General features: G+C 55.5%; 12 protein-coding genes. 8 read left to right on the forward strand and 4 right to left on the reverse strand.

What is annotated here, in order from left to right:
- Positions 1-2: 2 nt before the first annotated feature.
- On the reverse strand, positions 3-713 hold the full coding sequence (gene tolQ, locus HUV30_RS03045) for a protein TolQ (RefSeq protein ID WP_174403968.1): 711 nt from the start codon (positions 711-713) through the stop codon (positions 3-5).
- 303 nt (positions 714-1,016) lie between these two features.
- Positions 1,017-2,120, reverse strand: coding sequence for an efflux RND transporter periplasmic adaptor subunit (locus HUV30_RS03050; RefSeq protein WP_174403969.1), 1,104 nt, complete (start codon positions 2,118-2,120; stop codon positions 1,017-1,019).
- Positions 2,121-2,476: 356 nt separating this feature from the next.
- Between HUV30_RS03050 and HUV30_RS03055 the strand changes: the two genes are divergently transcribed.
- The gene (locus HUV30_RS03055) at positions 2,477-3,805 is read left to right on the forward strand and encodes a TolC family protein (protein ID WP_174403970.1); all 1,329 of its coding nucleotides are present in this window, start codon (positions 2,477-2,479) and stop codon (positions 3,803-3,805) included.
- Positions 3,806-3,900: 95 nt separating this feature from the next.
- Here HUV30_RS03055 and HUV30_RS03060 read toward each other — a convergent pair whose 3' ends face one another.
- Complete coding sequence (locus HUV30_RS03060) at positions 3,901-5,280, reverse strand: deoxyguanosinetriphosphate triphosphohydrolase (protein WP_174403971.1); 1,380 nt, start codon at positions 5,278-5,280, stop codon at positions 3,901-3,903.
- 157 nt (positions 5,281-5,437) lie between these two features.
- Between HUV30_RS03060 and HUV30_RS03065 the strand changes: the two genes are divergently transcribed.
- From HUV30_RS03065 to HUV30_RS03090, 6 genes are all read left to right on the forward strand, one after another.
- Positions 5,438-7,189, forward strand: coding sequence for a glycosyltransferase family 2 protein (locus HUV30_RS03065; RefSeq protein ID WP_174403972.1), 1,752 nt, complete (start codon positions 5,438-5,440; stop codon positions 7,187-7,189).
- 160 nt (positions 7,190-7,349) lie between these two features.
- Positions 7,350-8,702: a protoporphyrinogen/coproporphyrinogen oxidase gene (locus HUV30_RS03070; RefSeq protein ID WP_174403973.1), complete on the forward strand. Its 1,353-nt coding sequence runs from the start codon at positions 7,350-7,352 to the stop codon at positions 8,700-8,702.
- A 158-nt stretch (positions 8,703-8,860) separates the two neighbouring features.
- A complete protein-coding gene (locus HUV30_RS03075; RefSeq protein ID WP_174403974.1) occupies positions 8,861-9,517 on the forward strand; it encodes a hypothetical protein in 657 nt (218 codons plus the stop codon).
- Positions 9,514-10,119 (forward strand): hypothetical protein, encoded by a 606-nt coding sequence (locus tag HUV30_RS03080; RefSeq protein ID WP_174403975.1) that lies wholly within the window; start codon positions 9,514-9,516, stop codon positions 10,117-10,119. The genes HUV30_RS03075 and HUV30_RS03080 overlap by 4 nt, the downstream gene beginning before the upstream one ends.
- Before the next feature lie 89 nt (positions 10,120-10,208).
- Positions 10,209-10,982, forward strand: a complete 774-nt coding sequence (locus HUV30_RS03085) for a hypothetical protein (RefSeq protein ID WP_174403976.1) — start codon at positions 10,209-10,211, stop codon at positions 10,980-10,982.
- Between the two features lie 16 nt (positions 10,983-10,998).
- The gene (locus HUV30_RS03090; protein ID WP_174403977.1) at positions 10,999-11,619 is read left to right on the forward strand and encodes a 3'-5' exonuclease family protein; all 621 of its coding nucleotides are present in this window, start codon (positions 10,999-11,001) and stop codon (positions 11,617-11,619) included.
- Between the two features lie 19 nt (positions 11,620-11,638).
- Here the strand turns inward: HUV30_RS03090 and sfsA are convergent, their stop codons facing one another.
- Positions 11,639-12,370, reverse strand: coding sequence for a DNA/RNA nuclease SfsA (gene sfsA, locus HUV30_RS03095; RefSeq protein ID WP_174403978.1), 732 nt, complete (start codon positions 12,368-12,370; stop codon positions 11,639-11,641).
- Between the two features lie 147 nt (positions 12,371-12,517).
- On the opposite strand from sfsA, the gene HUV30_RS03100 reads away from it, so the two are divergent.
- Complete coding sequence (locus tag HUV30_RS03100) at positions 12,518-13,690, forward strand: pyridoxal phosphate-dependent aminotransferase (protein WP_174403979.1); 1,173 nt, start codon at positions 12,518-12,520, stop codon at positions 13,688-13,690.
- Positions 13,691-13,707 lie beyond the last annotated feature (17 nt).

Here is a 13,707-nt window from a genome sequence, read left to right on the forward strand (position 1 = left end):
TCCTAGCGCTTTTCGCCGGGAATGCGGGCGACGGTTTGGGAGGCGGGACGGGTAGCGCCGAGTTCGCGCTGAACACGGTTGAGGAAGGCACCGGCAAAGTTGACCAGCTGCACTTCAATGCCGTTGAGCATGCCGAGGAACAGGTTGTAGCCCATGGTGGCGGGAATGGCCACGGCCAGGCCGATGGCGGTGGCGACAAGGGCTTCGGATATGCCGGGGGCAACTGCAGCAAGGGTTGCAGTCTTCATCTGCCCGATGGAATGGAAGGAGTGCATGATGCCCCAAACCGTTCCGAACAGTCCGATGAAGGGGGCGGAGTTTGCGCAGGTGGCAAGGAAGGACAGCGATGTGCCCATCTTTGATGTCTGCATGCTCACACCCTGACGCAGCGCGCGGCGCACGTTGTCCGCGAGAATATCGGAATTGCTGCCCAGCTCGCGCAGGCGGTTGTATTCGGCCACGCCTTCCTGCGCCACGCTGTACACGGGCGAGGTGGCGTCGCTGCCCAGAGACTGCACGGCTTCGCGCAGATCCTTGGCGGCCTGGAAGTCGGCAAGTCCCTTTTCCGCCTTGGCGCGGGCGGCGCTCAGGTGAAACCATTTCTGGAACATGAGGGACCAGCTGGTGATGGACATGATGATCAGCAGGGCAAGCACGCATTTTACAACGAAAGTTGCCTGCCACAGCAGCATAAAGACATTGGAATCGCCCATGAAATCTCTCCGAAAAAGTAGTGTTGTCGGTAGTAACCGATTTGTTTTTTTGGTAAAACTTCCTCTTGCTTTAGAGGAACCTATCAAGACCCGGGCAGAAAATCCGCTCAAGGGGGATTGATTGGCAGCCTTGTAACGTAAAAAAAGCGGGGTATAAAGCATGTTTCCCCCGCCATTCCCCGTAAACGGCCTAAACGCGTCTCCCTTTTGGCCGCAGAGCTCGGGCGTACGCCATCGGGCGGGCAGACGCGTTTGTAAAATTTTCTATCATTATAATATAGTCTGCCGCCGGTTCTCCCGAACTCATTGGCTGTCGGCAACCGGTTGGCCCGGTCGCAACCGTTCGTTGCCCTTTACCACCACCGGCATACCGGCCGAAAGGCCGGGGCCGTGCACGGCCACTTCGTTGCCGAGCCAGGCATCAATGGTAACGGGAACAGGTTCGGCCTTGCCATCGCGCACGGTCCATAACGTTGTCTGCCCCCGCTGACTGATCACGGCATCGCGCGGAACAATGGTTGCTTCAACCTGTGTTCCGGCTGGCAGGCTCACTTTGGCTTCCATTCCCTGCATGAGGCCGCTTATATTCCCTATGCGCACTTTTACGGGGAATGTTCTTGTGGTGAGATTGCCCTGCGGAATAATGGCGGAAATGGTACCCGCGTGCGCGTTGCCGAGAACTGATACGGATACGTTCTGCCCCTTGCTCAGGAAGGGAAGCACTACCTGCGGCACTTCGACAACCGCTTCGACCACATCGTTGCGGGCAAGTGTGGCAATGACCGTGCCCGGAGAAACCCATTCCCCGCGGCTTGCGTGTTTTTTCAGCACGACACCCGCAAAGGGAGCCCTTATGTGGCTCTTGGCAATTTCCAGTTTCAGGCGTTCGGCTTCCGCCTTGAACGAAAGCGCTTTCTGCTGCAGGGCCTTCATGGTCAGGCGGGCTTCGTCAAACTCTTTTTCCGAAACGGATTTGGAGGAATAGAGCGTGTTCATGCGCCCGAACTCGAGTCTGGCACTCTCTAAATCTGCAAGCGCCTGCGCATGCTGTGCCTTTGCGGCTTCCAGATCTTTAGAGAGCAGCGCGTTGTCCAGTTCCACCATAATGTGGTCTGCGGCAAGGATGTCGCCTTCTTCAAAAAAGGCGGCGCTTACTCTTCCCTGCACTTCCGCAGCCACATCCGAAACCTCGGGAAATTCAATGGAACCTATGAACTCGTTCTGCAAGGTCACATTGCCGGTGCGGGCCTTTGCGGTGACAACGGGAACCGCAGGCTGCTGCTGCACGCCCTGTTTGTCTTCAGCCTGTGCAGCCTGTGCCGCTACCCGCATGGGAACGGCCATGGCCGTGAGCCAAAGGATGATGAGAATACAATGAAGAATTCCGTGAGGACGGGATGTGAACATTATAAGTCTCCGGAGCCTGCCGTGGTGGCGTTGGTGCTGTATTGCGCCTGATATCCGCATGGCAGATCTTCTTGTACCGCAAATCAGGAAAGAACGAAACAGGGATGACGCGATGATTGATGCAGCCTGGGGATTACGTAAAAAAACGTAAACGCTCATTCCCATACCTTGATAGCAGGTGGAAAAGGAGGTACAGAGGTAAAGATTATATATTGATCAGGCTTGTTTCGGTAGAGGGCATCATGTTTTCGGTTTTTTTCCTGAGAAGGGCATGTGCAAGCAGCATGTGTATTCTTTTTTCAGGCATGCCGGTTCATGCCAGCACCCTTTGCCTGTTTTCCATAAGGAGTGATTTCATGCGCATTCGCAAACAGTCCGTTCTGCTCTCTTTTCTGCTCGTCAGTCTGCTGGCTTTTTCCGCCCATGCTGAGGAAATGACGTTTGACCTTGAAGCTACTGTAAACAAGGCCCTCAAGGACAACCCCAGCATTGAGGCATCCCGCGCATCCGCTCTTGGAGCCGAGGAAGGTCGCAAGGCCGCCCGTGGCGCGTTCGGTCCCAAGCTGACCGCCTCGTACGGGTATACCTACAAAGACCATAAGAAGAATTATCGTGATGCTCCTATCTACGATGATGATTACTACTCTCTTGGCGCAAATGTAAGCCAGCCCCTCTTTACTGGCTTCAACATCCTGTCCACCTATCAGAAGGCTGAACTGTCCAAGGAAAGTGCAGAGCTTGCCAAGGACCAGACCGAGCTTTCGCTTATTCTCAATGTACAGGAAAATTTCATCAACCTGCTCATCGCCCGCGAGAACGTGCGCAGCGCGCAGGCCACTCTTGAACGTCTTGCTTCGCAGCTCAAGGTGACGCAGGCGTACTACGACGTGGGTCTGCAGCCCCGCATTGACGTGCTCCGCGCCGAAGTGCAGCTTTCCGATGCTGAAAATTCCCTGCTGCAGGCAGAGAACGCCCGCGAAATTCAGCGCACCCGCCTGAACACGCTGCTCAATCTGCCGCTGGATGCCGACGTGAAGTACATGGGTGAACTTGTCTACACGCCGATACCCATGGACCTGGAAGCAAGCCTGAATTTTGCCGCCAAGGAACGCCCCGACCTGCTCATCGCCCGCAAGGCCATCGACATTGCCATGAAGGATCTGAAGATCACCGAAAGTGACTTCTATCCCCAGCTGGCTGCCTCGTTCGACTGGTCCAGAATGGGCGATCATCCGCAGGTGGACGGCAGCGACTTTGCCCGTACCGAATTCAGCGAATGGGAAGCCAAGGCCACCATGTCGTGGGAACTGTTCTCCTGGGGTACCACATACTATGCCGCACAGCGCGACAAGCAGACCATTGCCAAGCTGAAGGCCGAAGAAGCCAGCACCTGGCAGGAAGCCCTGTACGAAATCAAGTCCCGTCACCTGAGCATTGCAGAAGCTGCAAAGCGTATCAAGGTGGCCCAGAAGACTGTTGATTCCGCACAGGAAGCATACCGTATGGCCCTTGCACGTTATCAGGCACAGGTTGGCACCAACAACGACGTACTTGATGCGCAGGCTGACCTTTCCTCTGCCGAAGCTTCCTACACCAAGGCACAGGGCGACTACATGATCGCCATTGCCCGTCTGTATAACGCCATCGGCGAAAAGAATCCCGGCCTTAGCACCACAGGCAACTAGCCTGTCCGGTAAGGGATGGAAAAATCAGGCCGGAGTGCATATGCGCTCCGGCCTTTTTTCGTGGGCTGATACCCGTAATGATGCGAAAGAGAAACCTACCCCTTCGCCAGTGTCACGCCGGATAGCTTCTTGTACATGGTAACGGCCGAGGTATCTGTCATGCCGGAAACGAAGTCTGTCACTTCCAGCATTTTCTCGTACAGGCTTTCTTCTGCCGCGTGTCTGCTTTCAGGCAGCAGCTTGAGCAGGGTTCTGTCTCTGGCTGTTGCCTTGCCCGTGTGCTGTCTGAAGACGGCCCCCCCGAAAGACGAGAGCAGGGTGTCCATCACTTCAAAACCGGCGGCTTCTATCTCCACCACCTGCGGGTCCTGATATACCTTGTCGAAATTGACTGTACCCAGCGTGGCGAAGGGGGCCGCAAGTGCCATGTGGCGGGTGAGGCCCTTGTCCAGATGCGTTCCGGCGAGCAGTGCGGCTTCGTGTTGCATGAAGCAGTCCACGGCACTGTGCACCAGCCCGCCTATGGCCAGAGCGCGCAGGAATTCAACCTTCTCCGTCAGGTGGCGCATGGGGTCGAGATGCTCCTTCCACCAGCTGTTCTCGGCCCATATGAAGGGAGTTAGCAGGTTGTAGACATCGTCGTAGGAGACGCGTTTGCGCCTGAAACCATCTTCAAGGTCGGCAATGGAATAGCTTATGTCGTCGGCCGCTTCCACAAGATAGGCAAGCGGGTGGCGCGCCCATGAAGCAAAGGGCAGGTGCGCGTGAGGCACAAGCCCCAGCGGACCGGCAATGTGAGCGAACATGTCCCGCTCTGCGGCGAACAGGCCGAATTTCTTGTATATCCTCTCTGCGCCGGTCATGCAGGCGGCTTCGCACGGGTATTTCATGAAGGCCCCCTGCGTGGCGCAGGTAAGGCGCATGCCAAAGGCCCTGTCAGGGTACTGCAGGCGGCTTAGTATGCGAAATCCCTGTGCATTTCCTTCAAAATGCAGAAAGTCCGCAGCTTCGTTTTCCGTTAAGGCGCCGATAACTTCCTGTCCTTCCGGGGTGCTTGCAAACCACTGGCGAATGGCGTCTTCGCCGCTGTGCCCGAACGGGGGATTGCCAATGTCGTGCGCCAGAGCTGCCGTGGCGACAATGGCACCGAAGTCGTCTTCAGAGAAGGATAGGGGATTGTCTTCTCCGCATTCGCCCGCCAGTTCCGGGTGGGCGGCAATGATGCGGCGTCCGGCGAGGTTGCCGAGTGTGCGGCCGATGTTGGACGCTTCCAAGCTATGGGTAAGGCGTGTGCGCACGTAGTCGGTTTCTGCCAGCGGAAACACCTGCGTCTTGTCCTGCAGGCGGCGGAAGGCGGAAGAAAAGATGATGCGGTCGTGGTCGGTGTTGAAATCCGTACGGCCTTCCTTGGGGCGCTGGCTGCTCTGGCCCGGGCGGGTTGTGGAAAGAAGGCGGGGCCATTCCATGCTGGTCATGACGAATCCTTGCTGGTGTTATGGAAAAGCGCGTTGTCGCGAATAGTGCGGTTTGCGTCCAGCGGGTTTTCCTGTACACAGACCGGAGAACCCGTATCATGAGCATCCGCACGATGGCTGAGCGCTATCAGCATGTTGCATACTTCAGGAGAGACGCATGTTGCAACAGTATTGGCAAGGCTTGCCCTCCGTTTTCAGAAGCCGCTTGCTGCACGGCAGCGCTGGATCGTTCCAGCGCATGCGGCTTGCCTCCCTTGCGCTTGCCGAGGCTGTTCCTTCCACGGCTTCTCCTGAAGCTGGTGCGGCAGGCAGGCAGGGCATCAATCCCGTCATGCTGGCAACGGGGCGCGAGCTGCTTCTGGCTGCGCTGGAAGATGATCCCCTGAAAGGCGACCTTGCACGGCAGGTGCTGGGTGTGGACAGGCAGGCCCCGTGGCTCGACTCCGCCACGCGCACTGCCCTGCTGGAGCTGGCAGCCGCTTTTGCGCGACCTGACAATCTGCGATATTTTCAGCGTCTCGCGCAGCAGGGCGAGTACGCCAAGATCATGTCCTATCTCGACGGTGAGCGGGCCAAGGCGCCGGAGAATGCATACTGGCTGCAGCAGGTGTTGGCCGTAGGCGAACTGGCCGGAGAGCCCGCATGGGCGCTTGAGCATGTGCGCCGTCATTGGCCTGCATCGCTGGCGCAGGGCAATCTGCTCGCCGTTGCCGCAGAGGCGCATCTTCTTGCCGTTATGGGGCGTCATGACGAGGCGCTGGAACGCTCGGCAGGGCATGATGCTGTCGCTCCGGGGCGTTTTCTGCTCGCGGCTGAACGCAGGGCGCATAGCCTGTGCATGAGCGGGCGTGCTGCCGAGGCACAGCAGCTCTGGGGCCGGATTCTGGCTGTCCGCCCGTGGCATGTGAACCTGCTGTGCCGACTGCATGATTCCCTCAAGGGATATGCCAAGCTGGGCGGTTCTGCCAGCCTGGCCGATTCTGACAGACAACATATATTGCATGGCCGCACCGCCGCGCTGCTGTATTCGTGGAACAAGGCCGATGATCTGAATAACGCGCTGCAAAGCCTTGCCCCATCCGCTGACGGACTTTGCACGATACTGGCCCTGAATAACGGTAGCACGGACGGTACCGGCGCGGTTATTGACGCATGGGCTGACCGTCTTGGCGGGCGCATGCAGGCCGTTCACCTGCCCGTGAACATAGGCGCACCCGCCGCGCGCAACTGGCTGAAGAACATGCCGGAACTTGAAACTGCCGAATACGTCGCCTATCTGGACGACGACGCCATTCTGCCGCCGGACTGGCTCGCGCACATGGCGCGCGCCGTGGACGTGTGCCCCGAAGCATCTGTCTGGGGCGGCAAGATCATCGACCGTGCAGCCCCGCACATCATCCAGTCCGCAGACCTGCATCTGGTCATGGCCGGGGGCAGTGACGATGAAATCAATGCCGAGTTCCGGCCCACACGCGCCCATGCCGTTCCTTTCAATGTTTCCGATATTCATGCGCAGGTGGCGGACTGCGGCGGGTTCGACTACATCCGCCCGTGCATTTCCGTCACCGGCTGCTGTCACCTGTTTCGCAGGGCGGACCTCATGACCTGCGGTGACTTTTCGCTATCTCTTTCCCCCTCCCAGTACGACGATCTGGAACACGATCTGCGCATGGCTTCAAAGGGCATGCACTGCGCGTATACGGGCTTTTTGCCGGTGGGGCATATGAAGCGCACAGGCAAGGCCGTGCGCATGTCTGCTGCGCAGTTCGGCAACGGGCTGGGCAACAAGTTCAAGCTGCACGCCATGTATCCCCGCGAGGAGATAGAGCGGCTTATGGATTTTGAGACGACTCTGCTGGAACAGGATTTGCTTCGTAAAGCCGCATTGCTGGATACATTTGCCGCATAATGGCCAGAAAACAGCCTGACAAGAGCCTGACAAGAGCCTGGCAACGGGCCAATACAGGACCGATTACGGCGGACAATTCCGCCGTAGAGCATATTCTTCCATATTTTCATCGTGTTGCAGTACGATGGATGTGTTACGCAGAGACAGGAAAGGAGCACGCATGCATGTCAAATATCTGATCATCGGTGCCGGACCTACCGGCCTTGGCGCAGGTCACAGACTGCGGGAGCTGGGCGAAACCAGCATTCTGCTGCTGGAGCGCAACGCCTATACGGGCGGTCTTGCCACCAGCTTCAAGGATTCCGCAGGCTTTACGTGGGACCTTGGGGGCCACGTGGTGTTTTCGCACTACGGCTATTTTGACAGGCTCATAGAAGACCTGCTCGGCGATCAGTATCTTGAGCACCAGCGCATAGCTGCCGTGCGCATGTTCGAGCGCTGGGTTCCCTATCCCTTCCAGAACAATCTGCGCTATCTGCCCAAGGAAGTGCAGTGGGAGATTGTGGAAGCCATGCTGCCCGGTCGCAGACCCGAGGCGCACCCCACCAACTTCCGCGAGTGGATAGAGGTGGTGTTCGGCGCAGGCATAGCCAAGTATTTCATGGTTCCCTACAACTTCAAGGTGTGGGCAACCCCTGCCGAGAAAATGGCGTATAACTGGATAGGCGAGCGGGTTTCTGTCGTTGATCTGGAAATGGTGCTGAAGAACCTTGTTCTTGAGCTGGATAACAAGAGCTGGGGGCCGAACAACGTGTTCCGCTTTCCCCTGTTCGGCGGAACGGGCGATATTTTCAACCGCATGGGTGACAGGCTCAACGATTTTGTGCGGCGGAATACCGACGTTGTGGCCGTTGATCCGGTTGCCAAGTCGGTGCGCACGGCGGATGGCGAAACCATCACCTATGACAATCTGCTGAACACGGGCCCGCTGGACCTGTTTGTGCTGAACAGCATAAATACGTCCAACGAAACGTTGCGTGCAGCCGCCGCGAACCTTACGCACAACTCAGTCTATGTGGCGGGTGTGGGCGTGGACGGCATGCGCGATGATCCCACCTGCTGGATGTATTTCCCCGAGAACAACTCGCCGTTCTACCGCGTGACCAACTTCCACAACTATTCGCCCAACAACGCGGGCAAGCCCGGTGCATCGCGTGCGCTGATGTGTGAGGTTTCCTATTCCGAGCACAAGCACGAAGACCTTTCCACCCTCATGGAAACCACCGTGCAGGGGCTGGTGAACACCGCGCTCATGGACGAGAATGACCGCAGGAATATTCTTTCCACATGGTCCTATCCCCTCGATTACGGGTACCCCGTGCCGACCCTTGAGCGCGATCCTGCGCTGCGTGTGTTGCAGCCGTGGCTGGAGTCCTGCCAGATATACTCCCGCGGCCGTTTCGGTGGCTGGCAGTATGAGGCCGCCAATATGGACCACTCCGTCATGCAGGGCGTGGAATGGGCAGAGCGCATGGTGCAGGGCAAGGCTGAAACCACGTATGTGGTGAAGTAGAGCGGCTGGCCTGAGAGAATCTTGAGGCGGAAGGGGAACCTTCCGCCTTTTTCGTGTTGCTCTATGAAAAATCATCTGGCCTGTATTGCCTGTTGCACACATACGGCCCTCAATGTACCAAAGGGCATCACACGTATGTTCGAAACGGGGGAAGGGTGATGGATTACCTGCAATACATACAGTATGTTGCCGTGGCGTGCGGCGTCATGTGCCTGATAGACTGTGCCGGTGCGGTACTCCGTCATCCGTTTGCCGCAGGGCTGCTCCGCAGGCGGTTTCCCGCTGCGGCAGCACAGCCGGATGCGCAGTATTTCACGGCGCACTGGTTGTTACGCTATGTCTGTTGCGGGCTCGCCGCAGTGACGCTGTGTCTGGCCGAATGGTATGGCAGCAAACCTCGCGCCGCTGCGGAGCAGGCGGAATGGCCTGTTATTGCCGTGGGGCTGGTGTTCTTTGCAGTGCTGTTCGTCCTGCTGGCCTTTGCCTCTTACTGGCACGGGGCCGTGCTGGCCGGCGACAAGCTGTATTTTGCGGGCATCGCGCCATGGCAGACCGTTGTTGCCCCTGTTGGGGAGATTACGGTTGACGGAGGGGAGAACCCTTCCGGCAGGCGGCGGGATATCTTCCGGCTGTACAACGTGTATCGGGGTGAAGATCGGCGTTATTCCTCCATGCTCCCCGGTCTGGGTATGGCTGTCCGGCTGGTGGCACCCAAGGCGGCTCCGCTGGCTGCCGTGGATTTCGGTCAGGTGGTCGTGGCACATGTGGTGGAATCCGTGGCCGAGGCTGTGCACGGCAAAAAGGAATCCCGATGATCCCGATAACGGCTGGCCTTACTGCTGACATTATCGGGCTGATCGCATGGACCCCGGCACAACTCTGTGTGCTGCTGGGCGTTCTTGATCTCGCGTTGCTCGCATTGGGGCATGACCTGCGCGTGCATTTTTTCTACTGGCGCATGGCGCGGCGCGGGGTGAATGTTGCCACACCCAAGGATCTGTTCACCGTCCGGCGCTGGAAACAATATGCCTGCCTGCTGCTCTTTCTCTATTTCTATCAGGCTCCTGCGGGCGGCGTGCAGGAGATACTTGGCGGAAATCCTGAGTTGTTAGGCAGCCCCATGTTTTTCGTGTGCTGCATGTTGGCGTTGTTCTTAGGCATTCTCTATCTTTCCGGATTCTGGCATTTTATGCTGGTGGAAGCCGAAACCGTGCATCTGCTCACTCTCAATCCGTTCCGCGCACTCTGTGTTCCGCGCAAGGACGTGTATACGGATTCCAAGGATTGGGGCGACCTTGCCGTCAACACGCTCTACATCGGCAACCGGGACAACAGGCACACCGTGTTTCTGGAAAAGCTGCAAGATGCGGGGTTCGAGAACATGAAGAATACCGAGTTTGTCCAGCCTGAGAAATAAGGTTGACTTTACAGGGTTTTGTATGCGTTTTGGCTGTGGTGGCTGATGGGTTTATTTGTTGTCTGAAACAGAGTAATAAAGGATCGTTTATGAATGAGGTAAACAAGGAAAATACAACTCTGAGAACCTATATCGTCTCATTTATTGCGGCAGTTGTCGGAGTCTTATTGATTGTGTGGGGAGAAAATTTGGCTTCAGGCCATACTGTAATTAAGCCGATATTGAATAATATTGGATCTATTGTTTTGGCAACAGCTCTGCTGGCAACGATATGGGAGCTGTTCGTTAAGCGGAGTTTTGTTTGTGAAATTATTGATATGATGAGATCGGATTATAGTGTTATCGAATCTGGTATAGAGATGATAACTCTTGATTTTAGTGAAATAATCTGGGGTAATTATCTTAAAAATAACAAATCGTTAGATATTTATTTTGCATATGGTAGGACTTGGAGGAATCATAACGCTACTTATCTTAATGATATGTCTAAAGTGAATGGCGCTGCGGTCAGGGTTATTCTCCCAGATGTTTCTGATGAGCTTTTGATTTCAAGTATGGCAAGTAGATTTGGGTATAGTGTTGAAAGGTTGAAGGGTGAAATTGAAGATGCTGTAAAAGATTTCCGTGAAATATTTCAACAAAATGGAGAAAATGTAAGTTTGAAAATATATTTATGCAAAAAAAATCCTGTTTACAGTATGTATATATTTGATAATAAGGCAATATTTTCAATGTATAAGCATAGCAGGGGGAGAGGTGGTGTCCCAACTTTTGTATTAAACAATCAAGGGAAGTTGTTTAATTTTTTGAGATGTGAATTTGATAGTTTGATTGCAGATGAAGATATTACCAGAGAAATATAGATTGGAGGTAAAAGGTATGAATATTGATGATGTGCAATTACTAAATAATGATATTCCATATAGCGTATATGAGATGGCTGTTTCCTCTCGTGTGGTTTCTATTGATATAGAGACGACTGGGTTGGATTGGAATGTTGACAAGATGGCGACATGTCAAATTTGTATACCAAATAAATTTATTGGTATTGTAAGGGTTGATGATGATAATATTGGCAATAATTTGATTAATATTATTAATAACAGTGGAATTGCTAAAATATTTCATTATGCTGTGTTTGATTTGAGGTTCTTCGTAAATAAATGGGCTGCTGAACCTTCAAATATAATATGTACGAAAATATGCTCTAAAATTGTGTCCCCAGATGAGAAGGATCACAGTCTTAAGGGGTTATTGAAAAAATATTTAAATGTTGAAATTGATAAAACGCAGAGATTGTCTGATTGGACGATTAGTCTTAATGAAGAACAGATTGAATACGCTGTGAAAGATGTGTTGTATTTGTATGATCTTTACAAGTCTCTTGATGTTAATTTGGAAAATCTTGGGAGGAGAGGGTTGGCAAGAGCAGCATTTGAGTTTGTTCCAACTCGGGTTGTCCTTGATATTATTGGGAGTGGAGATGTTATGTCATATTAGTGACTTTGTTTTGTTTGATTCAGCGGCAGCGCAGGGGCAATAATTCGCCAAGATAGATGCCTTGCTCTGTCACGCGTGCACGGTGGGGATAGACCTCCACTCCCGCATCAAGGGCCTGCCAGAAGAGTTCTGCATAGGCCGGGTCTATGAAATCCGCAGGGCCGAAGCAGTTGCCGTCCGCGCGCTGCACCAGATAGAAGAACGCCGCGCGGAATCCCTTTTCCACCAGCCCCATCATTTCCCGCAGGTGCTTCTGGCCGCGCTCGGTGGCCGCATCGGGAAAGCATGCCACGTCATCTTCCACCATTGTCACGTTCTTGCATTCAATCCACAGGGGTGGGCGGTCTGCGTTATCGCTGTCCAGCCGTGCATCCAGACGGCTGTCGCCGTACTTTGCCTCGCGCCGAAGTACGGTGTAGCCGTCTGCCCATGGCAGCTTGCCGGCATGAAAGGCGGCTTCGAGCAATCTGTTGGGCGTCATGGTGTTCACCCCCACCCAGAAGTCGCCCGCAAAGTCGGGCATGCGCACCGCCTCGTGCGTCCACTTGAGTTTGCGGTCGGGGTTGGCCGCAGGCGAGGCCAGAACCTGCATGCCGGGACGCAGCAGGCCGAGCATGGAGCCTGAATTGTTGGAGTGTACCCACACCGATGCATCGTTGTGCACGATTTCAACGCTGAAGCGCTTGACGCGGCGCACAAAAGAGCCGGTGATGCAGCCTGACGGAAAGGGAATGAGAGGAAGTTCGTTCACGGTATATCCTGTGTATTCGCGCTATTGGAACGGCGACCAGTTTGGCTGATCTTTATGCAGGCTTTCAGGTGTTTACAGATGTTGACCAAATTGATAATTCGCGTGAAGCCAACGTCGGTCAATCCAACTGAGAAAGGGGACCCTGCAATGAACATTTCTGACAGATTAAAGCAGCTGAAGCCGTCGGCAACCCTTGCCGTGAATGCCAAGGCATTGGAGCTGAAGGCTCAGGGCAAGGAAATTGTCAGCCTTGCCGTCGGCGAGCCCGACTTTCCCACTCCGGAGCACGTGCGTGAAGCATGCAAGAAGGCCATCGACGAAGGCTTTACCCGTTACGCCGCCGTTCCCGGCCTGCCCGATTTGCGCGAGGCCGTAGCCGCATATTTCAACACCTTCTACGGTGCTCTTGCCGCACCGGAGCATACCATGGTGACCAACGGCGGCAAGCAGGCACTGTACAACCTTTTTCAGGCATTGCTCAACCCCGGAGACGAAGTTCTCATTCCCGGTCCCTACTGGGTGAGCTACCCGCCCATGGTGCAGCTGGCAGAAGGCGTGCCGGTGGTGGTGCCCGCATCCGCCGACGCGGCTTTCAAGGTAACGGTGGAGCAGCTGGAGGCCGCCTGTACCGACAAGACCCGCGTGCTGCTGCTGAACTCGCCCTCTAACCCCACGGGCGCAGCCTACGACAAGGCTCAGATAGACGCCATTGCCCGGTGGGCCATAGACAAGGGCCTGTTCATCATCTCTGACGAAATTTATGACCAGCTCGTTTACGCGCCCGCCGAGCATGCCTCCCTGTGCAGCTGGTGGACCCGCTACCCCGAGCAGGTCTGCGTGGTGAACGGCCTTGCCAAGAGCTTTGCCATGACCGGCTGGCGCATCGGCTACGTGCTTGCGCATGCCGATCTCATCAAGGCCATGACCAAGATTCAGGGGCAGTCCACATCCAACGTCTGTACCTTCGCCCAGAAGGGCGCAGTGGCTGCACTGAACGGCGGGTTCGGCGTTGTGGACGAAATGCGCGGTGCCTTCCGCGCCCGCCGCGATCTTGCCATGCAGATCGTGGGCAGCTGGCCCGAAGTGGTCTGTCCCGTGCCGGAAGGGGCGTTCTACATCTTCCCCGACGTGCACCGCCACTACACCAAGGACATTCCCGATTCCGCCACCCTGTGTACCCGACTGCTCGAAGAGGCTGGCGTGGCGCTTGTTCCCGGTGCCGCCTTCGGTGACGACAACTGTATCCGCATTTCCTACGCCGTGGATGAAACGACCCTGACCACGGCTTTGGACAAGATTGCAAAGGTTCTGTTCAAGTAGGTGCAATGCACCGGAAA

The sequence above is a fragment of the Desulfovibrio subterraneus genome, from assembly GCF_013340285.1.
In the GTDB taxonomy this organism is placed as follows: domain Bacteria; phylum Desulfobacterota; class Desulfovibrionia; order Desulfovibrionales; family Desulfovibrionaceae; genus Halodesulfovibrio; species Halodesulfovibrio subterraneus.